The sequence below is a fragment of the Kocuria sp. CPCC 205261 genome, assembly GCF_040981025.1.
Classification (GTDB): domain Bacteria; phylum Actinomycetota; class Actinomycetes; order Actinomycetales; family Micrococcaceae; genus Kocuria; species Kocuria marina.
In genome coordinates this window covers 64,934-89,143 of record NZ_JAVKPU010000002.1, presented here as the reverse complement: position 1 = coordinate 89,143, position 24,210 = coordinate 64,934, and the positions used below count along the sequence as shown (strand labels likewise).

The 24,210-nt window shown below is 69.2% G+C and carries 21 protein-coding genes, 1 tRNA gene, 1 other RNA gene and 1 pseudogene; 8 read left to right on the top strand and 16 right to left on the bottom strand.

Annotation, left to right across the window (positions count from 1 at the left end):
* Positions 1-222 precede the first annotated feature (222 nt).
* A complete protein-coding gene (locus tag RF646_RS03510) occupies positions 223-2,181 on the bottom strand; it encodes a serine/threonine protein kinase (RefSeq protein ID WP_368835220.1) in 1,959 nt (652 codons plus the stop codon).
* A gap of 74 nt (positions 2,182-2,255) precedes the next feature.
* Between RF646_RS03510 and lipB the strand changes: the two genes are divergently transcribed.
* The 3 genes from lipB (at position 2,256) to RF646_RS03495 (ending at position 5,040) form a co-directional block, all read left to right on the top strand.
* Entirely contained in the window at positions 2,256-2,993 is a 738-nt protein-coding gene (gene lipB, locus RF646_RS03505; protein WP_098054537.1) for a lipoyl(octanoyl) transferase LipB, read from the top strand.
* A gap of 115 nt (positions 2,994-3,108) precedes the next feature.
* Positions 3,109-4,116: a lipoyl synthase gene (gene lipA, locus RF646_RS03500; RefSeq protein WP_085105942.1), complete on the top strand. Its 1,008-nt coding sequence runs from the start codon at positions 3,109-3,111 to the stop codon at positions 4,114-4,116.
* Between the two features lie 174 nt (positions 4,117-4,290).
* On the top strand, positions 4,291-5,040 hold the full coding sequence (locus RF646_RS03495; protein WP_368835219.1) for a DUF4191 domain-containing protein: 750 nt from the start codon (positions 4,291-4,293) through the stop codon (positions 5,038-5,040).
* A gap of 35 nt (positions 5,041-5,075) precedes the next feature.
* Here RF646_RS03495 and RF646_RS03490 read toward each other — a convergent pair whose 3' ends face one another.
* Positions 5,076-5,522, bottom strand: a complete 447-nt coding sequence (locus tag RF646_RS03490) for an RDD family protein (RefSeq protein WP_064845162.1) — start codon at positions 5,520-5,522, stop codon at positions 5,076-5,078.
* A 235-nt stretch (positions 5,523-5,757) separates the two neighbouring features.
* On the opposite strand from RF646_RS03490, the gene glnA reads away from it, so the two are divergent.
* On the top strand, positions 5,758-7,182 hold the full coding sequence (gene glnA, locus RF646_RS03485; RefSeq protein ID WP_085105940.1) for a type I glutamate--ammonia ligase: 1,425 nt from the start codon (positions 5,758-5,760) through the stop codon (positions 7,180-7,182).
* A gap of 55 nt (positions 7,183-7,237) precedes the next feature.
* On the opposite strand, the gene mptB is transcribed toward glnA, so the two are convergent.
* Positions 7,238-8,713, bottom strand: a complete 1,476-nt coding sequence (gene mptB, locus RF646_RS03480) for a polyprenol phosphomannose-dependent alpha 1,6 mannosyltransferase MptB (RefSeq protein WP_253270453.1) — start codon at positions 8,711-8,713, stop codon at positions 7,238-7,240.
* 275 nt (positions 8,714-8,988) lie between these two features.
* On the opposite strand from mptB, the gene orn reads away from it, so the two are divergent.
* Complete coding sequence (gene orn / locus RF646_RS03475) at positions 8,989-9,612, top strand: oligoribonuclease (protein ID WP_094067060.1); 624 nt, start codon at positions 8,989-8,991, stop codon at positions 9,610-9,612.
* A gap of 106 nt (positions 9,613-9,718) precedes the next feature.
* Positions 9,719-9,794: transfer RNA gene (locus tag RF646_RS03470), tRNA-His, on the top strand.
* A 260-nt stretch (positions 9,795-10,054) separates the two neighbouring features.
* Here RF646_RS03470 and RF646_RS03465 read toward each other — a convergent pair.
* From RF646_RS03465 to RF646_RS03455, 3 genes and pseudogenes are all read right to left on the bottom strand, one after another.
* A pseudogene (locus tag RF646_RS03465) lies at positions 10,055-11,137 on the bottom strand (IS110 family transposase).
* 299 nt (positions 11,138-11,436) lie between these two features.
* Positions 11,437-11,748: a membrane protein insertion efficiency factor YidD gene (gene yidD, locus RF646_RS03460; RefSeq protein WP_368835218.1), complete on the bottom strand. Its 312-nt coding sequence runs from the start codon at positions 11,746-11,748 to the stop codon at positions 11,437-11,439.
* 48 nt (positions 11,749-11,796) lie between these two features.
* Complete coding sequence (locus tag RF646_RS03455; RefSeq protein WP_098054543.1) at positions 11,797-12,981, bottom strand: zinc-dependent alcohol dehydrogenase; 1,185 nt, start codon at positions 12,979-12,981, stop codon at positions 11,797-11,799.
* 87 nt (positions 12,982-13,068) lie between these two features.
* Here RF646_RS03455 and RF646_RS03450 point away from each other — a divergent pair, with 87 nt between their 5' ends.
* A complete protein-coding gene (locus RF646_RS03450) occupies positions 13,069-14,004 on the top strand; it encodes an SDR family oxidoreductase (protein ID WP_144932399.1) in 936 nt (311 codons plus the stop codon).
* Positions 14,005-14,143: 139 nt separating this feature from the next.
* Here the strand turns inward: RF646_RS03450 and RF646_RS03445 are convergent, their stop codons facing one another.
* The 7 genes from RF646_RS03445 to RF646_RS03415 form a co-directional block, all read right to left on the bottom strand.
* Positions 14,144-15,391 (bottom strand): APC family permease, encoded by a 1,248-nt coding sequence (locus tag RF646_RS03445; RefSeq protein ID WP_368835217.1) that lies wholly within the window; start codon positions 15,389-15,391, stop codon positions 14,144-14,146.
* 115 nt (positions 15,392-15,506) lie between these two features.
* Positions 15,507-16,415 carry an SDR family oxidoreductase gene (locus RF646_RS03440; RefSeq protein WP_368835216.1) on the bottom strand — a complete coding sequence of 303 codons (909 nt, stop codon included), beginning with the start codon at positions 16,413-16,415 and terminating at the stop codon, positions 15,507-15,509.
* An 84-nt stretch (positions 16,416-16,499) separates the two neighbouring features.
* The gene (locus RF646_RS03435; RefSeq protein ID WP_368835215.1) at positions 16,500-17,153 is read right to left on the bottom strand and encodes a LuxR C-terminal-related transcriptional regulator; all 654 of its coding nucleotides are present in this window, start codon (positions 17,151-17,153) and stop codon (positions 16,500-16,502) included.
* A gap of 21 nt (positions 17,154-17,174) precedes the next feature.
* Entirely contained in the window at positions 17,175-18,023 is an 849-nt protein-coding gene (locus RF646_RS03430) for a glycosyltransferase family 2 protein (RefSeq protein WP_368835214.1), read from the bottom strand.
* Positions 18,020-19,096, bottom strand: a complete 1,077-nt coding sequence (locus RF646_RS03425; RefSeq protein ID WP_368835213.1) for a glycosyltransferase — start codon at positions 19,094-19,096, stop codon at positions 18,020-18,022. The genes RF646_RS03430 and RF646_RS03425 overlap by 4 nt, the downstream gene beginning before the upstream one ends.
* Positions 19,093-20,154 (bottom strand): glycosyltransferase, encoded by a 1,062-nt coding sequence (locus RF646_RS03420; protein WP_193519412.1) that lies wholly within the window; start codon positions 20,152-20,154, stop codon positions 19,093-19,095. Before RF646_RS03420 ends, RF646_RS03425 begins: the two co-directional genes overlap by 4 nt.
* A complete protein-coding gene (locus RF646_RS03415) occupies positions 20,151-21,359 on the bottom strand; it encodes a glycosyltransferase family 4 protein (protein WP_368835212.1) in 1,209 nt (402 codons plus the stop codon). Before RF646_RS03415 ends, RF646_RS03420 begins: the two co-directional genes overlap by 4 nt.
* A 125-nt stretch (positions 21,360-21,484) precedes the next feature.
* On the opposite strand from RF646_RS03415, the gene def reads away from it, so the two are divergent.
* A complete protein-coding gene (def, locus tag RF646_RS03410; protein WP_144932386.1) occupies positions 21,485-22,054 on the top strand; it encodes a peptide deformylase in 570 nt (189 codons plus the stop codon).
* Between the two features lie 104 nt (positions 22,055-22,158).
* Here the strand turns inward: def and RF646_RS03405 are convergent, their stop codons facing one another.
* The 3 genes from RF646_RS03405 to RF646_RS03395 form a co-directional block, all read right to left on the bottom strand.
* The gene (locus tag RF646_RS03405; RefSeq protein ID WP_368835211.1) at positions 22,159-22,935 is read right to left on the bottom strand and encodes a YaaA family protein; all 777 of its coding nucleotides are present in this window, start codon (positions 22,933-22,935) and stop codon (positions 22,159-22,161) included.
* Between the two features lie 14 nt (positions 22,936-22,949).
* Positions 22,950-23,328, bottom strand: an RNA gene (gene rnpB, locus RF646_RS03400) — RNase P RNA component class A.
* 140 nt (positions 23,329-23,468) lie between these two features.
* Positions 23,469-24,197 carry a zinc ribbon domain-containing protein gene (locus tag RF646_RS03395; RefSeq protein WP_368835210.1) on the bottom strand — a complete coding sequence of 243 codons (729 nt, stop codon included), beginning with the start codon at positions 24,195-24,197 and terminating at the stop codon, positions 23,469-23,471.
* Between the last annotated feature and the right edge of the window lie 13 nt (positions 24,198-24,210).

Sequence of the window (24,210 nt, the reverse complement as noted above, 5' to 3'; positions counted from 1 at the left end):
TTCCCTTCAGATTGCGACGGCACAGGGGCTTCGCGTTGCTCACGACCCGCGGGTCAGCGCCTCCGCCCATGGGCGGCGGCTGCCTCGCAGCCACCCGTTGCGGGCCTGTCGATGCCGTCGGCGCGCGGCAGCCTCCCTCGGCGATCCGACCCCCATGACGAGACCGTCACGAGCCGACCCTCATGTCGCGGCCGCCGCGCGGGGGCCGTCATGGGCCGCCTCTCACGGGGCGGCCTCGACCGGTGTGACGTCGGCAAGCCGCCACCCCCGCGGGGTGTGGGTCACCGAGATCCGCAGGGTCTGAAGGGCCTCGTCCCCCTGCCGGGTCACGTGGGAGCCCGAGGGTAATTCGCCGTGCCAGCCCCGCGTCCGGACCTCGGCGTCGTAGGTGCGAGTGCGGGCCGCCTCGGCGGGCGTGAGACCCGACCCGGCGCGGGGCCGCTGTTCGGTCAACCGGACGACGTCCATGCTCACACCGGACAAGGCCGTTAATCCCGATCCCGCGGTGTCCTGGGCCTTCGCGCGCCGGATCAGGTCCCGATCCCGCGCAGCGAGTCCCGAATCCGCGACGTACACTTCCGCGACGGCCGTCTCGTCCCCGGCCGCGAGCGCCGCCGCGCGGGCGGACACGAGGCCTTCGACGGCCCTTCGCGCCTCACCGTCCTTGTCCTGCATGGTCTCTCCTGGCGCGGTGGCCGATCGCTCGGTAGCTTCCCTGGACGCCCCCGCAGCGTCCGGCACGGGGGTCGCCCCAGGCGACTGCGAGCTCGTTCCGGAGGGTGTCCCGGCGGCCGCATCCGGGGGCGACGACGCCGTCCCCACCTCGGCTGCCGACGTCGCACCGGATTCGGCGGGCCTGGCGACGGGCCCGCCACCGTCCCACGCGAGGAATCCCCACGCCAGGGCCGCTGCACCCAGGACTCCGGCGGCCGTGAGCCACGCCCTGCGCCGCACGGACGTGTCCACCCCGGCCACGGCGACGCCGCCCGGACTCATCCGAATCCGACGCGGGGGAACGAGCCGACGGGGAACGGGGCGCAGGGGCATGAGGCGGCGGGGCCGCGCCACGGTGCCGTCCGCGCGGATGACCTCCGGGGTCATGCGTTCGGGTGGCCGGCCGACCGGTTTGCTCCGCGGTGCGGAGGCCGAGAAACCCGCGGCGAGTTCCTGCGCGGAGGGGCGCGCGGCGGGGTCGTCAGCCAGGGCGGCCTCGAGCATCAGCACGAGGTGACGCGGCGCGGCGGGACACATGAGCGTCAACGGCACCCGGTGCGACTCGGGGCCGGGGTGCCGGCCCGTGAGCGCGAGCCACCCCAGCACGCCCAGGGCATGCACGTCCTGCACCGCGGTGTATGCATCCTCCGCGGGGCCGAGCGCCACCCCGGGGTGCGCGGACCGATCCGCGACACCCCATGGCACGGGCCCCACAGAGCTGCCCGCGGGAACGCCGTAGCCGTCCACGAGCGCGCGCCCGTCCGGTGTGAGGAGGACGTGATGCGCCGCGAGGTCCCCGTGCACCCAGCCGCGCTCGTGCAGGTGCGAAAGCACACGAGCGACCGCCGCGAGAACCGGCGCGGTGTCCTCAGGCCGCAGCCGTCCCCGGTCGCGCATGGTGTCCTCAAGGGTCTTGCCGCGGACGTGGTCCGCCACGAGCGCCCGGGATACGCCGTCCCCGCCGAGGGTCGCGCGCACGCTCACGAGCTCGGGATGCGGTGACTCCGCCCATGCCTCGACGAGGGCGGCGATCTGCTCCTCGCCGGCCCGCCGGTGTTCGCGGTCCTCGGTCACGACGAATGTGACGGTGTACTTCTCATGGGTCGTGCGTTCCCGGGCCAGCCACGTGCGGGACCCACCGCCCTCCCCGAGCTTCTCCACGAGTTCGAGACCGTCGCGCTCGACCGTCTCGGCGGCCGGATCGCTCATCGACTCGGGCGACTCCGCACGGTCGGCGGGCTGCACACGGTGGACGGGTCCCGAATGGCCGGCGGATACCGCACTAGCGGTGGGGGCCATACCCGGGGTGGCCGCGGCGTCGTCGTGTCCCTCGCGACCGTGACGACGCCGCTCACCGGCGCGCACGGCCCGCACGCGGTCCCGGGCGCTGTGCCCACGCGACGGCGCGGACGCGTCACGGGCCCTGGACGGCGCCTCGAGCTGCTCCGGTTCCTGCTCTGCGTTCATGACCTCACTGTGCCGTGAAACACGGAGGCCCGCTCGCGTTATCCACAGACGGGCGGAAGGGATAGGCTGGCGGAATGGCTCTGCACTTCGAACGCATCGGTCTGGCACCGGACTTCGTGAACTACCGCGAGTGCTTGGACCTGCAGCGGGAGGTCCACGGCGAGGTCGTGGCCGGAACCCGCGGCAACACGGTGCTGATGGTGGAACACGAACCCGTCTACACCGCCGGGCGCCGCACCGAGAAGCACGAGTACCCGTGGGACGGCACGGACGTGGTCCCGATCGGGCGGGGCGGGAAACTGACCTACCACGGCCCCGGGATGCTCGTGGGGTATCCCATCGTGCGCTTGCCGATCCCCTTGGACGTGGTGCGCTTCGTGCGTGTCCTGGAAGAGGTCATCATCGCCGTGGTCCGCGACTTCGGCGTGCCCGCGACCACCGTGGAGGGCCGGTCCGGCGCGTGGGTGCTCGCGGACGAGCGGGGCCCCGATCGCAAGATCTCGGCGATCGGTGTGCAGGTCTCCAAGCGTGCGACGATGCATGGTTTCGCCTTGAACTGCTCGAACGACCTGCGCCCGTTCGGCAAGATCATCCCGTGCGGGATCACGGACGCCGGCGTGACCTCGATCAGCCAGGAGACCGGGAATCGGATCGACCCGGCGGACGTTGTGCAGCGTATGGAGCAGGAACTCGCGGCCCGTGAGGCGGACCTGTGCGTCGCCTTCGAACCCGATGTCCCGGCACCGCCCGTGCGACTGCCGCACACGGGTGACTCCCGAGCGAGGGACGCGTCACCCACCGCGGTGTCCTGACCGGGCCACAGCCACCGCACGAATCGCGGATCGTCGAGAACAGACCCCTGAGAACGGCCCGTACCGCTCATCCGCGTGGACCGGGCCCCGCCAGCGCCACCAGCGAGGAGTACTCATGACCATCGCCCCCGAAGGCCGCAAACTGCTGCGCGTCGAGGCACGCAACGCCGAGGTGCCCATCGAGAAGAAGCCCTCGTGGTTGAAGAACACCGCCAAGATGGGACCCCAGTTCACGGAACTGAAGTCCATGGCCCGGGGTCGCGGGCTGCACACGGTGTGCGAGGAAGCCGGGTGTCCCAACATCTACGAGTGCTGGGAGGACCGTGAGGCCACGTTCCTGATCGGCGGGGACACGTGCACGCGCCGCTGTGACTTCTGCGACATCGCCACGGGCAAGCCGGGCATGGTGGACGTCGCCGAGCCTCGCAAGGTGGCCGAGTCCGTGCGTGACCTGGGACTGCGCTACGCGACCGTGACCTCGGTGGCCCGTGACGACCTCGCGGACGGCGGCGCATGGCTCAACGCCGAGACCATTCGCGCGATCCACGCCCTGAACCCGAGCACGGGTGTGGAGATCCTGATCCCCGACTTCAAGGGTCAGCCGGACGCCCTGCAGCAGGTCATCGACGCCCAGCCCGAGGTCTTCGCGCACAACCTGGAGACCGTCCCCCGCATCTTCCGCCAGATCCGTCCCGCGTTCGCGTACGAACGCTCCCTGGACGTGCTGACGCAGGGCAAGGAGAACGGGATGATCGTGAAGTCCAACCTGATCCTGGGAATGGGCGAGACCGACGACGAGGTCTACGACGCCCTGTGCGACCTGCACGACGCCGGGTGCGACATCATCACGCTCACCCAGTACCTGCGCCCCGGGCCCACGTTCCACCCCATCGACCGGTGGGTCAAGCCCGAGACCTTCGTGGAGCTGTCCAAGCAGGCCGAGGAGATCGGCTTCCTGGGCGTGATGGCTGGGCCCATGGTGCGTTCCAGCTACCGCGCCGGCAAGCTGTGGGCACGCGCCATGAAAAAGATGGGCCGCGAGATCCCCGAGCACCTGTCCCACATCGACGACTCGGGTTCCGCGAGCCAGGAAGCCTCCTCCCTGTTGGCCCGCCTGGGCTGACGCCCGCATCAACACCGCTCCGCGAACGACGCCGCCCGCTTCCGGGCGGCGTCGTCCGTTCCGGGTGCCGCGCGGCACCCGGAAGGGCTTCCCTACGGACGAGACGCCGCGTCGACGGGCCTCAGCGGATAGAATGGCGGGGATCCCCTGTGTCAGCGAGTGCGAGGAAGAACTGTGTCACCAGCCACGTCCACCAAGGCCAAGGCCGCCGAACGCGACCGTAAGCGCGAGGAGAAGCGCCAGCGCAAGGCCGCCAAGGGCCCGGGCATCTTCGCGCAGATGAAGCAGGTCTTCCAGATGACCCGCGAGCGCGAGCCGAACATCCTGTGGTGGATGATCCTGCTCGGCCTAGGCGTGCTGCTCGTGTTCCTGCTCATCGGTGTGCTACTCGGCAACTGGATCACGTGGTTGCTCATCGGCATCCCGTTCGCGGTGCTCGCCGCCGTGATCCTGCTGTCACGGCGGGCCGAGAAAGCCGCATTCTCGCGCATTGAAGGACAACCCGGTGCCGCGGGGGCCGCGCTGTCCACCCTCAAACGCGGGTGGATCGTGGAGGAGGAACCCGCCGCGATGGATCCCAAGTCCAAGGACCTGTTGTTCCGCGCCGTGGGCCGCCCCGGTGTCGTGTTCATCACCGAGGGCCCGGTCAACCGCGTGGACAAGCTCGTGAAGAAGGAGCGCCGCCGCATCGGCCCGGTGATCCAGAACGTCCCCATCCACGTGCTCAAGTCCGGCAACGGCGAGAACCAGATCCCCCTGAGCAAGCTCACCAAGGAGATGAAGCGCCTGGAGAACAAGCTCACCAAGCAAGAAGTTCAGGTGGTCCACCGCCGGATGAACACCCTGCAGAACAAGCTGCCGATCCCCAAGGGCGTGGATCCCCTGCGTGCGCGCCCAGATCGTAAGTCCATGCGCGGTCGCTGAACCAGCGCCCACGCGCCGTGGGGCGATCCTGCTGATCAGCGCACGCGCACCAGGACGGTGTCGACCGCGCGATCGTGCAGACCCCGTTGGTCCTCGTCCGCGATCAGCGCGGGGATCACCAGACACAACAGCAGCGTGCGAAGGGCCGCTCTGCCGAAACCGGCGGGGCGGCCCTTCATTGTCTGGACTTGCAACCCCATGATCCAGTGCCCCGGGGTGCGCCCGAAGAACCCGACCATGAGCACGCTGATCACGAAGAACACCGCGAGGTTCATCAGCCCCGACCCGTTCCACTGCGCGAGGAACAGCCCCGCGAGGACCACCGCAAGCACCCAGTCGATCACCAGGGCCACCAGGCGCGCAGGGAAGCGAGCGATCGAGCCCGGCCCCTCAGCGGGGCGACCCAGACGACGACCGGGGTACGGCTGGCTTCCCTGGGGGGCGCCGTCGAGCCACGAGCCCATGTCCTGGCGAGAAATCATGACTTCACCCTAACGGGCCGACGTGGGAGCGCGCGCACCCGCCGGTAGACTGGGGCTCGTATTGACCGGTCGGCGAGCCCTCCGTGCATCACGCTCCGGGCGTTACACGGACGAAACATTCGTGTCATGGACGGGCAACGCCAGGTTCCTACGCTGGACATCAGAACCGAACGACCGCGGTGGTCCCCGCCACCGCGGCGTCGATCGGACGCCCACACAGAAGGAGAACAGGTCCATGTTCCAATCAGCCGAAGAAGTGCTCGCATTCCTCAAGGACGAAGAGGTCATGTTCGTCGATCTGCGTTTCACGGACATGCCCGGTGTGCAGCAGCACTTCAACCTCCCGGCCAAGGCGGTGGACGAGGACTTCTTCACGGACGGGCAGTTGTTCGACGGTTCCTCCATCCGTGGTTTCCAGGGCATCGCCGAGTCCGATATGCAGCTGATCCCGGACCCCCAGTCCGCGTTCGTGGACCCCTTCCGGCTCGAGAAGACGCTCGTGGTCACGTGCTCGATCGTGAACCCGCGCACCGGCGAGCCCTACCACCGCGACCCGCGCGGTGTGGCCGAGCGCGCCGAGGCGTACCTGGCCTCCACCGGTATCGCGGACACCGCGAACTTCGCGTCCGAAGCCGAGTTCTTCGTCTTCGAGGACGCCCGCTTCCAGGTCTCCCCCGAGCACACCTTCTACCGGATCGACTCGGACGAAGCCTCCTGGAACAGCGGCCGTGAGGAAGAGGGCGGCAACCTCGCGAACAAGACCTCCGTGAAGGGCGGCTACTTCCCCGTGTCCCCCGTGGACAAGCAGGCGGACCTGCGCGACGCCATGTGTGTGGCCCTGGACGAGGTGGGCCTTGAGGTCGAGCGCTCCCACCACGAGGTCGGTGCCGCGGGTCAGGCGGAGATCAACTACAAGTTCTCCACGCTGACCGCCGCCGCGGACGACCTGCTCAAGTTCAAGTACGTGATCAAAAACACCGCGGACTCGTTCGGCAAGACCGTCACGTTCATGCCCAAGCCCGTCTTCAACGACAACGGCTCGGGGATGCACTGCCACCAGTCGCTGTGGAAGGGCGGGGAGCCGCTGTTCTACGACGAGAAGGGTTATGCGGGCCTGTCGGACGTGGCGCGCTGGTACATCGGCGGCCTGCTGGAGCACTCCTCCGCGGTGCTCGCGTTCACCAACCCCACCGTGAACTCCTACCGCCGCCTGGTCAAGGGCTTCGAGGCCCCCGTGAACATGGTCTACTCGCAGGGCAACCGCTCCGCGGGCATCCGGATCCCCATCACGGGCACCAACCCCAAGGCCAAGCGCCTGGAGTTCCGCGCGCCGGACCCCTCGTGCAACCCGTACCTCGCGTTCGCCGCGCAGCTGATGGCCGGGCTGGACGGGATCCGCAACCGCATCGAGCCGGCGGACCCCATCGACAAGGACCTCTACGAGCTGCCCCCGGAGGAGGCCAAGGACATCAAGAAGGCCCCGGGCACCCTGTCCGAGGCGCTCGAGGCCCTCGAGGCGGACCACGAGTTCCTTCTCGCCGGTGACGTGTTCACCGAGGACCTGATCGAGACCTGGATCGAGTACAAGCGTGAGGTCGAGCTCAAGCCGCTCTCTGTGGTGCCCCACCCGCTGGAGTTCCAGATGTACTTCGGCGTCTGATTCCCCGCTCCACACCAACGCGGCCCCGCTCCTCGTGAGCGGGGCCGCGTTCGCGTCACAGCACGGGCGACGTCGCCCGCTCGCCACGTGGGGGCCGCGCCACACGCCGGGTGGCCGGGTCCAGTAGCCACAGGTAGATGCCGTACGTCAAGGCCACGAGCGCGGCGATGACCCGCGCCGCGAAGAGGTTCAGGTCCAGGTAGGGGAACACGTCCAGCTGGTCCGCCACGGCGTAGACCATGAAGAACGCGGTCACGAAGAACAGCACATCCACCTGCCAGTCGTCGCGGATCCCGGAGATCGCGAACAACGGGATGAGCCACACCACGTACCATGCCTGGATGATGGGGGCCAGCAGCACGAACGCGGCGAGCGCCCACGCGAGCCGGCGGAACAGTTTGGCGTCCCGCCCCACGAACATCAGCACGACCACCACCGCGGCGGAGAGCACCGTCCCGGCCGTGTGCACGGCGTCCATCCACGCGGAGCCGTTGAACCCCCACGAGCTGCCCACGAGCTGCGCGAACAACCCCAGCAGTCCGATCGGCGCGTACCAGATGTACACGGTGCCCGGTGTGGAGACCGCGGAGACCCACCCGAAACCGAAGCCGTTGACGAATCCCATGAGCGCCAACAGGGCCACGGAGTAGGCCAGCGTGAGGGCCCAGATCGCGAACCGGCGCGGCCACGACGCACCGCGCCCGGCCCAGAGCAGGCCCACGAACGGCAGGAAGATCAGTGTGATGGGCTTGATCGCCACAGACAGGGTCACGAGGGTCGTGCCCGCGATCCCACCCTTCCAGTTGCGGTGCATTGCCGCCACGTAGGTCCCGATCAGGGCCAGGGCCAGCATGATCGCGTCGTTGTGGGCGGCCACCACGAAGTTCGTGAGGAACAGCGGATTGGCCACCGATAGCCACATGGCCCGCCGCGGATTGACGCCGTGCAGCCGGGCCAGGCGCGGGATGACCCACATGCACGCGATCACGGACACTACGCACAAGGCCCGAAACAGCAGCACGGAGGCGTCCGGGTCCGCACCGGTCACGAGGACCACGAGCTGTTCGAGCCACAGGAACACCGGGCCGTACGGGGGCGGGGATTCCGCCCATAACTGGTCCGCGCCCAGTTGGAAGAAGTTGTCGATCGTGGAGACCCCGGACTCGTACGGGTTCAACCCGTTCGCCATCACGCGGCCCTGCCCGATGTACGAGTACACATCCCGACTGAACAACGGGATGCTCACGAGCATGGGCGCCGCCCACGCCGCGATCGAGATCAGCACCCAGCGGGCGCTCTCCGGTCCCCACGGTCTGAGTTTCTGGCCCAGGCGCAGCCACTGCCGCACCAGGAGCATGGCTCCGAGGGCGAGCATCACGACCGAGACCACCACGCCCACGGTCTCGAAGCGCATCCACATGATCAGCGGGATGCGCCGCAGTGAGGACACGCTCGCGAGCCATCCCACGCCCAGGGAGCCGAACAGCAACATGAGCGAGCCCAGCGAGCCCATCACCACGGTGCGGGTCAATGACGCCGAGGACGTCGCGTCTCGTCCCGGGGCTGCGTCCCGTCCGGTTCCGGGGGGCGTCGGGTGACGTTCCGTCCTGGACGTGATGCGCACTACGGGCCTCCCGGTGCTTCCGCGGTGGCCGCAGATGAGGGGTCTGGGAATCGTCCGCCGCGGCGCGCGGTGCGCGGGGGCGGCGTCGGGGTGATCCTACCGTGCGACGTCGTACGCCAACCGGATGCCCGGGGCGAGGCGGCGTCGCGGGGGTGCCCACACGACGCGATAGATTGGAGGGCGTGACGACTGCAAACCGGAAAATAGTGTGGATCGACTGCGAGATGACGGGGCTGTCCCTGTCCGATGACGCGTTGATCGAGGTGGCCGCGCTCGTGACCGACGACGAGCTCAACGTGCTGGGCAGTGGCGTGGACGTGGTCATCAAACCCCCGCAGGCCGCGCTGGATCAGATGTCTTCTTTCGTGCGGAACATGCACGAGACATCCGGGCTGCTGCCGGAGCTCGAGAACGGCATGGACATGGCGCAGGCGCAGGACGCGGTGCTGGACTACATCCGCAAATGGGTCCCCGAACCGGGCAAGGCGCCGCTGGGTGGTAACTCCGTGGGCACGGACAAGACGTTCCTCACGCGGGACATGCCGCAGCTCGTGGATCACCTGCACTACCGGGTCATCGACGTCTCCACGATTAAGGAGCTCGCGCGGCGCTGGTACCCGCGCGCGTACTTCCAGGCGCCCGAGAAGACGGGCAATCACCGTGCGCTCGGAGACATCGAGGACTCGATCGACGAGCTGCGATACTACCGCCACATCCTCTTTCCCGGCGATCCCGGCCCCACCTCCGACGACGCCCGCAAGATCGCCGCGCTCATCAAGGCCTCCCCGACCCGCTCGGGTTCCTGACCGGGACCTGACGCGTTCAGGCGCTCGATGCGGGAATCCGCCCGGGCGTGCGCTATAGTGGTCGTCGTTGCCCGGAGGGATCGAACGGTTCTTCCACGGGTTCATGGTGGGCGTAGCTCAGTCGGCAGAGCGCCTGGTTGTGGTCCAGGAGGTCGCGGGTTCAACCCCCGTCGCTCACCCCATACACGAGGTGCGAACATCGATCGGTGTACCGGTCGGGGTTCGCACCTCGTTCTCGTTGGCGGGCCAGTCCTGCATGACCTCGACCGCCCGCTTCCCAGCGGCCCGTCCGGCCTGACCACTCCCACCGCTGCGGCCATCCCCGCCACCCCGACCGCCCGCGCCCGCCGTCCACATGCACAGTGGAGGAAAAACAGCTTGGCGCGCGAATATCTGTTCCAACTCAGTAAAAGCACAGCCGGGGGTGCTCCTATGTTCTGAGTCAAACCGCGAGGGTGGTTGGTTCGGGGCTAAGGGTAGTGGTCGGGGGCTGGTAGTAGGTGCCATTGCGGAGCATCGCGTAGATGACGTTGCAGCGGCGGCGGGCGAGGCAGATGACGGCGGCGTGGTGGCGGTTTCTCTCGGCCCGCTTCCGGTCGTAGTAGGCCTTGGAGATCGGATCTGAGTCCGAGGCGACCCACGCGGAGTAGAACAGCGCGTTCTTCAGGCGTTTGTTGCCGGATCAGGCGGGGAACTCGCTCCTGATCGAGGTCCCTGATCTTCGCGTGACCGGCGCGACACCGGCGTAGGCTGCGAGACGGCCTGCGGTCTCGAATGCGGAGCCATCGCCGAAAGCCAGGAGGATCTGGGCGGTCTTGATGCCGATCCCCGGCATGCTCATCAAGACCCCGGCGAGAGAAAAGTCCTCCAGCATAGCCTCGACCTCCCGGGCCACGGTCGCCCGCTGTTCCTTGAGTTCTTTGACCTGGCCAGCGACTCGGGGGATCACCAGTTCCACCCCTGCCGTTGCGGGGACCACCACGGTCGGCTCGCTGAGCGCCGTGAAGAGCCGATCGACCAACACCTCCGGGTCAGCGGGATGGATCTGTGTGAGCAGAGACCGGATCCGGTTCAGTGCCCGGGTGGTCTCGTGGGCGAGGTCCTCGTCGAAGCCGGCTAAGACTGTCAACGCGGAGAGGACGTCTCTGTCACGGTCGACGGTGCGGAGGGTGTGGGGCATGGTACGGGCAGAATTCGCGATGATGAACGCATCGCGTGCATCAGTCTTTGACCGGTCCGGATACAGGTCCGCGGCCTTTCGCATCGCCAACCCGGGTAGGTAGGCCACCGCGCAGCCGACGTCGCGAGCGACTGCGATGGGCAGGGCTCCGATGGTGTTGGGCTGATCGGCGACCATCAGCACGTCGCCGTGCTCCTGCAGGTGTGTGAAGAGGTCGCGCAGCTGGGCCTCGTCCTGCGGGAGGGGCTTGTCGAAGAGCCTGTTCCCGTCGGGGTCCAGCGCGCAGGCATGATGCCCGGTCTTCCCCACGCCCAGGCCGATCACGGCCGCGAATCTGGCGTTCATGAGGTCGTCCTCGTTGAACGCATCACTGCTGGTCGCAGTCTTGAGACCCGATGCCGGCACCCACGTTACGAAGAGACCTCAGAGAAGCTGGGCCGTGTCCCTATGAGCGGTCAACGCGTGTCTCTCGACCGGGCGGCAACACCCCCCCCGGACCATGGATGGCTGGGCAGACAAGCCATACCCGGTCGAGCACCAAACGCCCGGCGATCGGGGGTACTCACAACGTAACTGGCGGGCACCACGAAGCCCCTCCTACCTCCGAGCGCGCCGCGAGGTGGGAGGGGCTTCCTCGACCTTGCCTAGAACCGGAACGGAATGGGGATGGGCCCGCAGCAGCAGACTCCGCTCACGTCGCCGCGGCCCGCGGGGCCGAGCATGAGTGCCGCCCGGTAGCAGGCCGCGAAACGGAGCATCGTGGGGATGATCCCTCGGATCACGCCGTACTGCGCAATGATGCCGCGCACCGCCGCGGAGCAGGACTGCCCGCCCCGTGCCACGAGATGCGCGCACGTGAATCCTTTACGCGGTGAGAGGTGGCGCTGGTATCCGCGGATGAGACGATCGACCACACGGCGGGGTGCAGTGACTACTCGAAGCAGTACGTCAGTCAAGGGCGACCGGCTCCTCTTCCCATGAGCATGATCGTGGTGTGCACAGGGTCATGGCTTGAGGACCACCTTGATGCAGCCGTCCTTCTTCTCCTGGAAGATCTTGTACATCTCCGGTGCGTCCTCCAAGGACACGTGGTGGGTGGCCAGTGACTCGAGGCCGAGGACGTCGTCCGGGCGGCTCGCGATCTCCAGCAGCTCATCGGTCCAGTGGCGCACGTGGCACTGGCCCATGCGCATGCTGATGCCCTTGTCGAACATCTCCATCATGGGCATGGGATCCGCCATTCCGCCGTACACGCCCGACACCGAGACCGTGCCCGCGCGGCGCACGCTGTGGATCGCGGTGTGCAATGCGTCCAACCGGTCGATACCGGCCGTCTCGATGGCCTTGCGCCCGAGCGGCTTGGGCAGTCGCGCCGCACCGGCGACGATCTTCTCCGCGATGGGGTTGCCGTGCGCTTCCATGCCCACGGCATCCAGGACGCCGTCGGGGCCGCGCCCATCCGTCATGTCGACGAGCGTGTCGGAGACCTCGTCCACCTCACGCATGTCCACGGTCTCGATCCCCCAGCTCTTGGCCAGGGCGAGGCGCTCGTCCACACGGTCTACGGCGATGATCCGCTTGACGCCCTGCAGCTTGGCCGAACGCACCGCGAGTTGGCCCACGGGTCCGAGGCCCAGCACCGCGAGGGTGTCCTCTTCCCCCACGTTCGCGTACTTCACGCCCTGCCACGCGGTGGGCAGGATGTCGCTGAGGTAGAGGAAACGCTCGTCGTCGAAGTCCTTGGGCAGTTTCACGGGGCCGAAGTCCGCGTGCGGGACGCGCACCATTTCCGCCTGGCCCCCGGGGACCGACCCGTAGAGGGAGGAGAAACCGAACAGCGCGGCGCCCGTTCCCATCTCGCGGACCTGGGTGGTCTCGCACGCGGCGTACAGCCCGCGGTCGCACATCCAGCAGTGACCGCACGCGATCACGAACGGGACGACCACGCGGTCACCGGGTGCGAGGTTGCTGACCTCCGGTCCCACTTCTTCCACGATGCCCATGAACTCGTGACCCATCACGTAGTCCTTCTGCAGGTACGGGCCCAGCACGCCGTAGAGGTGCAGGTCCGAACCGCAGATCGCGGTGGACGTGACCCGCACGATGGCGTCGGTGGGATCCTGCAGAACGGGATCGGGGACGTTTTCGACCCGGACGTCGCCGAGTCCTTGCCATGTGAGTGCTCGCATTCACCCAGTAAAGCATGATCACCCCGCCCGGGCACCACCCCTGCAGGGGGGTCGAACCTGGGCGGCGCACCGCGTAGCGTGTCCCGTATGACCGCATCGCATCAGGTTGCCCTCGTGGCCGGAGCCTCCCGTGGACTGGGGCTGCTCGTGGCCAAGGAACTTCTCTCGCGTGATTTCGACGTCGCCGTGTGCGCTCGCGACGCCGCCGAGTTGGCCCGCGCGCGCGAGATGCTGTCCCCGTTCGGCACGGTGCGCGACTACGTGTGCGACGTCGCCGAGGCGGACCAGGTCGAGGCCTTGGTGCGGGACGTGGAGCGCGATCTGGGACCGGTGGACGTGCTCATCACGGTCGCCGGGATCATCCAGGTGGGCTCGGTGGAGGGTGTCACGGTGGAGCAGTTTCGGGACGCCGTGACCACCATGACCATGGGTCCCGTGCACACCGCGCTCGCGGTGTTGCCCGGGATGCGCGAGCGTGGCCGCGGCCGGATCGGCACGATCGCGTCCGTGGGCGGACTGGTCTCCGTGCCGCACCTGTTGCCGTACTGCACGGCCAAGTTCGGCGCGGTGGGGTTCAGCGAAGGTCTCGCGGCGTCCCTGTCGGGGACCGGCGTCACCGCCACGAGCATCGACCCCGGCCTCATGCGCACGGGATCGCACGAGCGCGCCTACTTCACGGGCGAGTCGCAGAACGAGTACGCGTGGTTTGCGCCGTCCGCCTCCCTGCCGGTGTTGTCCATGAACGCCGACCGCGCGGCCCGCTTGATCGTGGACGGCGTTCTCGCGGGACGCCCGATCGTGCTGCTGGGGTGGTTGCCCAAGGTCGCCCAGCGGGTCCGGGGTATCGCCCCCGGGCTCACGATTCGCGCGTTGGGCGTGGTGAACCGGGTGCTCCCGTCCGCGTCCCCCCAGCAGACGGATCTCGTGGTGGGGGCCACCGCCAAGCAGCGCCTGGGATCCCGCGTGGTCAACGCCCTGAGCACGCTCGGCAGCAAGGCCGCACAGCGCAACAACGAGCGCTGAACGAACCGCGGTCGTCCGGCTCGCCGGTGCGCCCCGTGCCGGACGACGGCGCGCGCGGCGGCGGCATGCAGCGGCAGCGCCCGGCGGCGTGGTTCGCGACGGCTGTGCAGCATGGCGTGACGCGCCCTCGCCAGCCGGGTCAGCGCCGTCGCACCCTAATCCCTCGGTACACGATGCCCAGCGCCAGCACGAGGACGCCGCCCGCCACGGACGCGATCGGGAGCGTGACCACGAGGACCACGCACAGCACCGTGCCCAGGACGGACACCGCGCGCGGGTAGCGGCGATGCGGCCCGGTCTGCGTGAGCGCACTGAGGTTGGCCACGAGGTAGTACAGCAGCACCCCGAACGACGAGAAGCCCACCACCCCGCGCACGTCCATGGTGAACACCGCGATCACAACCACCGCTGCCACCACGATTTCGATGCGGCGCGGGACGCCGTGGCGCTCGTCGAGCTCGGCGAGGGGCGCGGGCAGATCCGCCGTGCGGGCCATGGCCAGGCCGGTCCGACCGATCCCCGCCGTGAGCCCCAGCAGCGCCCCGAGCGTGGCGGCAGCGGCCGCAATCGTGACCACAACCGTGGTCCACGGCCAGTCGGCGGCCGCGGCGAGGTCCGCGAGCGGCGTCGTCGTACGGGACAGGGCCTCGGGACCGAGGACGTGCAGCGAGAGCACCGCGAGTACGCCGTAGATCACGAGGACCGCGCTCAGGGAGATGACGATGGCCCGGGGGATGATCCGGGCGGGATCGCGCACTTCCTCCCCCATGGTGGCGATGCGTGCGTACCCGGCGAAAGCGAAGAACAGGAGTCCCCCGGCCTGCAGGACGCCGTACGCCCCGCCCGGCGGTGCCGCACCGAAGGTTGATGCGGCGGGGCCGGACCCGGCGAAGAGCCCGGCCACGAGGACCACGGCCAGGCCCGCGAGCACGATACCCACGAGCACCTTGGTGGCCGAAGCAGTGCGCGTCACGCCGAAGCAGTTGACCGCGACCACACCGAGCACCGCGAGAGCAGCGACGGGCCGTTGCCAGGGCTCGGGGACCACGTAGGCGGCGAACGTCATGGCCATGGCCGCGCAGCTCGCGGTCTTACCGGTGAGGAAACACCACCCGGCGAGGAACCCCGGCCAGGGGCCGAGGCGCTCGCGACCGTAGACGTAACTGCCGCCGGCCACGGGGTACTGGGCGGCCAGCTGGGCCGAGGACAGTGCGTTGCACAGTGCGACGACCGCGGCCAGCACGAGGGCCAGCGGTAACCAGGCGCCCGCGGAGGCCGCAGCGGGGGCGAACACCACGAAAATGCCGGCGCCGATCATGGAACCGAGCCCGATGGTCACGGCGTCCGTCAGGCCAAGTCTGCGGTGCATGGCGGAAGGATTCGTCACGAGGCTCCCGGGTTTCACATCACGTGCCCGTGACACACCAATGGGCGGGCCGCGTATCGCGTCCCGCCCACGGTGGTGTCATGTGCACTTGTCTGTCGTGGCTCTCGAAGGTGGCCTAGAAGACGGGCTTGCCGCCGGTCACACCGATCACCGTGCCGGAGACGTAGGACGCCTCCGCCGGGCTGGCCAGGAACACGAACGCCCCGGCCATCTCGGAGGGCTGTCCCGCGCGGCCGAGCGGGGTGTCCGACCCGAACTGAGGCATGCTCTCGCCGGCCTTGGTCGCGGGCTGCAGCGGGGTCCAGATGGGTCCGGGGGCCACGGCGTTGACGCGGATCCCCTTCTCCCCCAGCTCGCTGGCCAGGTTGACCGTGAAGTTGTTGATCGCAGCCTTGGTGGAGGCGTAGTCGATCAAGTTCTCGGACGGGTCGTAGGCCTGGATGGAGCTCACGTTGATGATCGAGGAACCACTCTTCAGGTACTGCAGCGCCTGCTGGGAGACCCAGAACAGGGCGTACAGGTTGGTCTTGAAGACGCGGTCCATCTCCTCGGTCTTCAGACCCTGCAGACCGCCGTCACGGCGGGCCCACTGGAAGCCCGCGTTATTGACGAGGATGTCCAGGCCGCCGAGCTGCTCGGCGGCGTCGTCCACGACCTGACGGGCGGTGGCTTCGTCGCGCAGGTCCGCGGGCAGCAGGACGGCCTTGCGACCGGCCTTCTCGATCCACTGCTTGGTGTCCTGCGCGTCCGATTCCTCGTCCGAGAGGTAGTTGATGGCCACGTCCGCGCCCTCACGGGCGAACGCGATGGCCACCGCGCGGCCGATGCCGGAGTCGCCACCGGTCACGAGGGCCTTGAGACCCTCGAGGCGACCGCGGCCCACCCAGTTCTCCTCACCGTGGTCCGGGAAGGGCTGCATGTCCGTGGACAGGCCGGGCGGGGTCTGTTCCTGCTCGGGGAAACCGCCCTCTTCACCGGCGAGTTCCCGTGCTTTCCTGGCTGCTGCGTACTTGTCTTCGGTCATGTGTCCATTGTGCCCCGCCGTACCCCGGGCTGTCGCCCACCCGGAAGGATGAAACCGCTGGTCGGTCCCGGATGACGCTGCGGGTCAGACCGCGGTCGTGCGCTGCTGCTGACCCGTGGGATCCATCCCGTGCTGGACGCCCCACAACACGGCCTGACTGCGTCGCTCCACGCCCATCTTGCGGTAGGCGGAACGGATGTAGGACTTCACCGAGTTGATGCTGAGGTAGCAGTGCCGGGCGATTTCGTCATTGGTGAACCCCTGCGTGATCAGCGCGATCACCTCCGCCTCACGCGCGGAGAGCCCCTCGGGCCGGCCGGGCCAGTCCAGCAAGGTGATGTCCTCCCGCACTGGTTCGGGGGCCACCACGCGCTCCCCCTCGTGCACGCGCACGAGGGCGTCCGCGAGTTCGTCCCCGGTGAGCTCCTTGGAGAGATAACCGTGTATGCCCAGATCGAGTGCTTCGTCAACGTGCTCGGCGCGCACGTGCCACGTGTACATCACGACCTTGAGGCAGTGGGGGTCATCCAGTAGGCGCATCACGTCATGGGTGCCACGGTCCTTCGCGGCGAACGCGTCATAGAGCACCACGTCCGCGTCCGTGTGCGGCAGACACCCGGAATCGAGTTCCACGACCCGCAGGCGCGGATGACCCTGCAGCATACTCGCCACACCCTGGAGGACCACGGGATAGTCGTTGATCAGGGCCAGGGTGATGACAGGGCGTTCGGAACTCACACCCCGAGCATAATCGTATGCTCACGCATCATCGGTCGAACCCTGTTCGAAGACGTGCCAGTCCTCCCCCGCGCGTGTCAAGACCCCCAAGTTGCGGAGTTCCCGCAGCCACCCCTCCATGGGGTCGAACCCCCACGTACGGCGGAAGAGGTTGGCGTTGCGGGCGATCGCCGCGGCGTGCTGGACGGGCGGTGACTGGGTCGGGTGGTACTGGTGGTACGCGGCGGCTCCGCCGAGCCACCACAGGCTCCCCCCGCTCGCGGCCAGGCGCTGCCCGAAATCCGTGTCCTCGCCCCCGTAGCCCACGTAGCGCTCGTCGAATCCGGCCGCCGCGTGCCACGTCCGTACCGTGGTCGCCATTGTCAGCGACCACAGCATCCGGGGGTCGCCCTCGACCAGTTCCCCGGGCTCCGGCAGCACGCGGGCGGCGTGATCCCGTCCCGCGCGGGCGACGCCCTCGGGCGTGTAATCGGCCTCGGTCATCCCCTCCGGGAGGTACTGCACGCGCCCGCTCACCACGGCGCGCTGGTCTGCGAGCCTCTCGAGGGCGCGCGTGTAATCGGCCATCAGGTCACGGTGGGGAAGGCAGTCCACGTCCAGTAGCACCACGGTCTCCGCGCCCAGCTGCTCCGCGTGTGCCACGCCGGCATTGCGCGCGGCGGCCAACGGCAGTTCGACGGCCGGCGGCAGTTCCACGAGGTCGGTGGGCAGTTCCGGCCGTTGCTCGAGCACTCCGCGGATCCCGGGATCGCCCATGCTCACGACCACATGGGTGATCGGGGGTTCGCTCTGCGCGGCCACCCAGTCCCGTTGCCGCCGCAGGTGGGTGTGCCGTCCGCTCACGATCGTGATCAGGGCAGCGGCCGTCACGACGTGACCCCGTGCAGCAGGTCCTCGAGCGCGCGCGCCGCACGGTATGCGCCGTCGCCATGGCGCCACGCGTCCCAGCGGGAGCCGCCGAGTTGCTGGGCACGTGCGAGCAACCGGGGCCACGCGGCGGCGTCGGGCCAGTGCTGCAGGCCCACGCAGATTCCCGCTCGCTCGAGCGCGGCGGCCGTGGCGGCTTGCTCGTCGTGCGGTCGCGGCTGGGCGACGACGACGGCGCGCGAGTGCGCCGCGGACAGCTCCGCCACGGCGTTGTTGCCCCCGTGGGAGATGATGACGTCCGCCTCGTGCAGTTCGCGCCACAGGTCCGGGGAGGGGTTCTCCGGCGAGCGCACTGTCCACGACCACCCGGGGGTCGCCGCGCGAGCCGCCTCGATCTCGGTGTCCCCCACGTCGGTCCCGCCGCGGCCCCACACCACCAGGACGCGTTGGCCGCCGACGTCGCTCGTGCCACTCCCGCTCGCACCTCGTGTCGCGGTGCGCTCACCGGGAGCTGGCTCGCCGGAAGAGTACGCGCCGGGAACGTGCTCGGCGGAGGAGCCCGGCACCCGCACGGGGACGTCGAAGCGGGAGATGGCCCCCGTGAACGTGGTCTTACGGGTCCATTCCTCGGGCCAATAGGTCTCCGCGGTCTCCCGGGACCACGGCGCGATCAGAGCGGTCGCGGCGTCGTACGCCGCACGGTGGGTGCGGTCGGTGCGATCCCCCCGCATGGCCATGACCACGGTGGGCACACCCATCAGACGCGCGAGCAGGGTGACCTCCGCGGAGGTGTCCGTGACCATGAGTTCCACATCCGAGCGCAGGCGCTGCGCCATAAGACCCATGCGTTCCCGGTACCCGGGATGCTCGAGAGGCGCCCAGTGCAGCACGTCGTTGGCGGTGGGGTCCACGGGGTCCTGGGCGACATCCGGGGGCAGCTGGACCCACTCGCCGGGCCACGCCTCCGGGCGCTCCAGGGAACTGAACCCCGTCACGGGCACCGTGAGTTCCCGGGCGATCTGGGTGGCCCGGTTGCGGTGGCCCAGACCCTGGTGGTGGATGTAGTACCCAATCACGCGCTCACCAGTTCCCGGTAGAGCGCGGCGTAGGCGTCCACGGTGACGTTGAGGGAACAGTGCTCGAGCGCGTAGTGGCGCACCCTGGTGCGGTCCAGGGCCACCACGCGGGGCAGCTCCGCGACCGCGGACGCCACCGTCTCCACCTCGCTCGCCCCGGGCTGGGACGTGTGCCCACCGGGATCGCGCACGATCTCGCTCAGGCCGCCGCGGGCCACGGCGAGCACGGGCGTGCCGCACGCCATGGCCTCCGCAGCCACGAGGCCGTAGGGCTCCTCCCATGCGGGCGTCACGAGGCTCGCGGCGCTATTGCCCACCAGGGTGCGCAGCTGCTGCGTGTCCAGGTGACCCACGTAGGTGATGTCTTCATTGAGCAACGGCTTTAGCCGCGCCTCGAAGTAGTGCCGATCCGCGATGGGCCCGGCGATCCGCAGTTTCCACCCGGCCTTGCTCGCGATCAGCGCCGCGATGTGCGGGGCCTTCTCCGGGACCACGCGCCCGGACCACACGAGGGCATCCCCGCCGGGTCCCGGTCGCCACTCGTGCGGGTCCACGCCGTTGCGGATCACGCGGGCGGGCGTGACCTTGCTCCACATCTGGGCCACCGAATCGCTCACGGCCACCGTGGGTGCCGTGGGCGTGAGACGCAGCGCGGGTTCGAGCCACGGGGTGGCCGGGGTGTGAAGGGTGGTCAACAGGGGTTGCGGGATGGCCGGGGACATCACGATGGGCAGGAAGTGCAGCGAATTGTTGTGCACCACGTCGATGTCCGGGCGGCGTGCGAAGTCCCGCATGACCTGCAGGTACGAGAAGGTCTCCCGCACCTGCGCCTCCGGTGGCATGGCGACGTCGTTGCGCGCCTCGTCGCTGAGCACGAGCGGTTCCACGTCCAGTTCCTCGACCCCGAGCTCGGGGTCGGAACCCGGCGCAGCGAAGACCACCACCTCCATCCCGCGGCACTTGAGCCCGCGGGCCAGGTGCCATGTGAAGGACTCGAGACCCCCGGAGAACGGCGGGGCGATCGGGAACCGGTCATGCGCGAGCAGTGCCACCTTCATGCGGCGTCCCCTTTCCCGGCCTCCCGGACCACGACGACGCGGCGGTAGACCTCGGCGTGGGCTGCGGCGATGCGACGTCGTTGTTGGGTGCGTTCCAAGGCGCTCGCCTGCCAGGGCGCGTTCCCGCGCAGACCCGCGAGCGCTTCCCGGATCTGATCGGCGTCCGGCTGACCGTCCCGGTCCCAGTCGAAGCGCAGCACACCCGGATGCTGCTCGTGGTAGAACCCCACGGACGGCGCCAGGACATGGGTGCCCAGGTCGTAGCACAGTTCGAGCCACCCGGAATGGGTGCCGAAGCGGTACGCGAGCACCGAGAGATCGAGCCCGCGCAGGTACTCCCACAACTGCTCGTCGGTGTAGAACTCGTGGACGTTGACCTGAACGTTGAGGGTCCGACGCGCGGTCTCCAGTAGGTGACTCACTACGGGGTCGTGGTGCGGGGTGCCCCGGGTGACCACGTCTGTGTGGACGTCGAGCTGCAACCGGATCTCCCCGCGGGACGCGCATTCGAGCAGCACGCGCGCCACCGGCAGGGGGTTCATGTTCGCCCGCATGCTCTTGAGGTTGAGTCCCACCACGGGTACGGATCCCACGGGCGCGTGATCGCGCCACCGGTCTAGCGGGAGCAGGTGCGGGTGCGGGATGACCGTGGCCCGGCGGCCCCAGCGCCGCTCGATCACGCGTGCGGCGCCGTCGGTCAGGGTAATCAGTTCGTCGGCGGCCGGGATCAGCACGTCCAGGGCGGCGTCCTGGGCGGCGGGGTCCGTCTGGTGGGGGTTGCGCAGATCGTGCACCGTGTAGACGAACGGTTTGCCCAGCTCGTGCAGGGTGTCCACGATCCGTCGCAGCTCCGCGGGTGAGGTCTGATCGAACCCGAAGTGCAGGTGGTAAATGTCGAACTCGTGTGCGTGCCGCCGGATCCAGGCCTCGCTCAGCATCACGAGGGGCCACCACGGAGCTCCGGGGACCGGGTGTGCTGGCGCGGGGTCCGGCAACCGGTGGACGGGCTGTACGGCGCCGGGGTCACTGAGGTGCTCGACGTACACGTGACCGTGGGGTAGGGACGCGACCCTCACTCGATGTGACCTCCTGCGCAGAACTGACGTGGACGGATGGGACGCCCGCTGGCTGTGCGGACCGGGAACGGCGCGGGATCCGGTGCCTGAGCCGATTGTGTGCACGGCCCCCGGCGACGATACACACATTACTGATGGTCAGGGACACGATATATTGTCCTCCGTCCGCCCGCCCTCCGCGCGGCCGCGCGGCGTGGGTCCAGGGACCACGCCCACATATGACGTCCACCCGTGAATCCCGAGGTGCTTTCCGCATGACCGTCCGTCCCATTGTGATCTCCGGTAACCCCGTGCTGCATCGCCCCGCGGCCCGGGTGACCACCTTCGACGACGCACTGCGCGAGCTCGTGGCGGACATGCATGAGACCATGGACGCGTCCCACGGCGTGGGTCTGGCGGCGCCGCAGATCGGGGTGGGGCTGCGGATCTTCACCTACATCTTCGAGAACGAGGACGGTGTGCCCCCGCGCGGCACGCTCGTGAACCCCGTCCTGAGCACCGGGCGGATCTCCGAGACCGCCCCGGACCCGGACGACGAGGCCGAGGGATGCCTCTCGGTGCCCGGCCAGTCCTGGCCCCTCAAGCGGGCGGACTGGGTGCGGATCGCCGGGCAGGACGAGAACGGGGACCCCGTGGCGTTCGAGGCCAACGGCTGGTTCGCCCGGGTCATGCAGCACGAGTACGACCACCTGGACGGGAAGCTGTACGTGGACCGGCTCAACCGCAAGTGGTCCAAGAAGGCCCGCAAGGCCATCTCCGCGGAACAGTGGGGCACGGATTCGACGTGGCTGCCCGGTGTGGACGAGGACCCGTTCGGGCACTGACCCGCTGAGGGGATCCCGCATCACGGACGCGCCGTGGCGGCAGGCCCCGTCTCAGCGCCCTCGTCAGGCGAGCCGGTTGCTGCCCGTGGCTCAGCGCGGCTTGGTTACTGCGGATCCACCACGATCGTGAGCGTGCCCGCCTTGCGGGTCGTGGGTTCGGTCAGTTCCACCGTGAACCTCTCGGCCAGCGCCGCGCTCACCTGCTCCACGGTGTCCAGCGGACGCCCCGCTCCCCCGATCTCGCACAGCGCACGGGCCACGAGTCCCCGCGTGTGTTTGGCGTGATGTGACACCACGGACCGGCTCCCGTCCGGCTTGAGCTGCTCGACCCGTACCGTGACGGTCCGCGCGGCGGGAGGTTTCCACGCCGCGGCGTAGGCCGCCGAGCGACAGTCCACGATCACGCCGTCGGCGGCGAGCGCGTTCAGCACCGGGGTCAATCGCGGTTTCCACCACGCACCGAGCTTGCCGGTGTCCGGCAGCGCGGTCCCCATACTCAGGCGGTAGGCGGGGATGCGGTCGGTGGGTCGCACCGCGCCCCACAGTGCGGAGATCACGAGCAGCGACGCATCGGCGACCTCGCGGGCCTCGGGGGCGAGGGAGCTGACATCCAGCGCGTCGTAGAGCACCCCCGCATAGACGTCGGTGGCGGGCGCGGCAGGTGCGGTCGCGAGTTCACGGTTGCGGGCGACGTCGTCCGCGAGCGACGGCCCCACCCCCAGGATCTCTAGGGCGTCCGGGCGTTCGCTGACCTCGGCGAGGTGCTCTGTCAACACTGCGCGATCACGTGAGAGCTCGGGGAAGCTGAGTTCGGCGGGCATGACGGGATTCCCGGTCGCGGGCGCGGTCTTGGACTCGGAGGGAGGCAGCAGAATCAGCACCCCACGAGTGTAGAGGGACAGGTGGGCCTGTGAGCCGGGTTCTGTGCCGCGGGCGGTTACCCGCACCGCGGTGACGACCATCCATCTAGACCGTGCGTTGCCGCACGGCTCGAGCAGCCTACCCGGACGCTCGGGCGAGCAGCCCTCGAACGCGCCCTGCATGGCCTTGCTCCGGACGGGGTTTACCGAGCCGCGCCGGTCACCCGGCGCGCTGGTGGTCTCTTACACCACCTTTTCACCCTGACCCGCTCGCGGCGGGCGGTCTGTTTTCTGTGGCACTGTCCTGCGGGTTACCCCGAGTGGGTGTTACCCACCGTCCTGCTCTGCGGAGCCCGGACTTTCCTCGAGACGCCGTCCTTCACGACGACGCCGCGCGGTCGCCCGGCCCACCTGTCCGCCGTCGATCCTACCGCGCCGCCGGGCCACCCGACGCTCAGCGCCTGGCACCCCTGGCGCGGGGCACCCGAGTCAATGCGAGCGGCCGATGAGGAGCGGGCCGCGCAGTTCAGGACCGGACGCGTGCAAGCCCGGGCTCACACCAGGAGCAGCGCGGAACACTCGGGGCACTGGGGCACGGTCTGCGGCGGAGTATTTGTCAGCGCCGCGGCGTCGGCGGGGCTCAACCGGGTGCCGCACGCCCCGCACGTTCCGTTCTCGAAGCGTGCGACGGCGATCCGGCCTCCCCCGCGGGCGGTGCGCAGGCCGTCGTAGCGGCTCAACAGGGCGGGATCAGTGAACTCCGATACACGCGTGGAGCGCTCCGCGGTCAGCCGCGCGTGCTCCTCTTTGAGCCGGGACAGCTCCACGTCCCGCTCGGCCACCGCCGCGCGGGCCTCAGCGTCCGCGGCGCGCAACAGGGGCAGCTTTCGGTCCCGGTCCGCGGTGACCTCCTCGGCGTGGTTCATGGCCTGCAACTGCGCGTCCTCGGCCCGTCCGCGCTGCGCGGTGAGGGTGTCGATCTCGTGCTGGATGCCCATGAGGTCCTTGGCGGAGCCGCCGTGGTTGAGCCGCTCGGTGTCCTTGTCGATCCGGTCCTGGATCCGGGTGACCTCCCGCTCCGCCTCGGCCACCGCCCGCTCGGCCTCCTGCTGGGCGGTCTCGAGGGCGCGGGCCGCCGCGATCGCCTGCGTCCGCCGGGCCATGAGGGAAGCCACCCGCTCGGAGGTCTGTAACTCCTTGGCCCGGGCCATCACGGTGAGCAACCGGGAATCCACGGACTGGAGTTCCAACAGGGCGGGAAGGGCCGAGCGGGGTGAGGTCATGGCGTTCTCCTGG

Coding starts and splice junctions, on each gene's coding strand:
- RF646_RS03440 (WP_368835216.1), bottom strand. CDS start 16,415: ATGACCGAAGACAAGTACGCAGCAGCCAGGAAAGCACGGGAACTCGCC.
- RF646_RS03510 (WP_368835220.1), bottom strand. CDS start 2,181: ATGAACGCAGAGCAGGAACCGGAGCAGCTCGAGGCGCCGTCCAGGGCC.
- RF646_RS03420 (WP_193519412.1), bottom strand. CDS start 20,154: ATGAAGGTGGCACTGCTCGCGCATGACCGGTTCCCGATCGCCCCGCCG.
- lipB (WP_098054537.1), top strand. CDS start 2,256: ATGGCTCTGCACTTCGAACGCATCGGTCTGGCACCGGACTTCGTGAAC.
- RF646_RS03415 (WP_368835212.1), bottom strand. CDS start 21,359: ATGTGTGTATCGTCGCCGGGGGCCGTGCACACAATCGGCTCAGGCACC.
- lipA (WP_085105942.1), top strand. CDS start 3,109: ATGACCATCGCCCCCGAAGGCCGCAAACTGCTGCGCGTCGAGGCACGC.
- RF646_RS03395 (WP_368835210.1), bottom strand. CDS start 24,197: ATGACCTCACCCCGCTCGGCCCTTCCCGCCCTGTTGGAACTCCAGTCC.
- RF646_RS03450 (WP_144932399.1), top strand. CDS start 13,069: ATGACCGCATCGCATCAGGTTGCCCTCGTGGCCGGAGCCTCCCGTGGA.
- glnA (WP_085105940.1), top strand. CDS start 5,758: ATGTTCCAATCAGCCGAAGAAGTGCTCGCATTCCTCAAGGACGAAGAG.
- def (WP_144932386.1), top strand. CDS start 21,485: ATGACCGTCCGTCCCATTGTGATCTCCGGTAACCCCGTGCTGCATCGC.
- RF646_RS03455 (WP_098054543.1), bottom strand. CDS start 12,981: ATGCGAGCACTCACATGGCAAGGACTCGGCGACGTCCGGGTCGAAAAC.
- RF646_RS03490 (WP_064845162.1), bottom strand. CDS start 5,522: ATGATTTCTCGCCAGGACATGGGCTCGTGGCTCGACGGCGCCCCCCAG.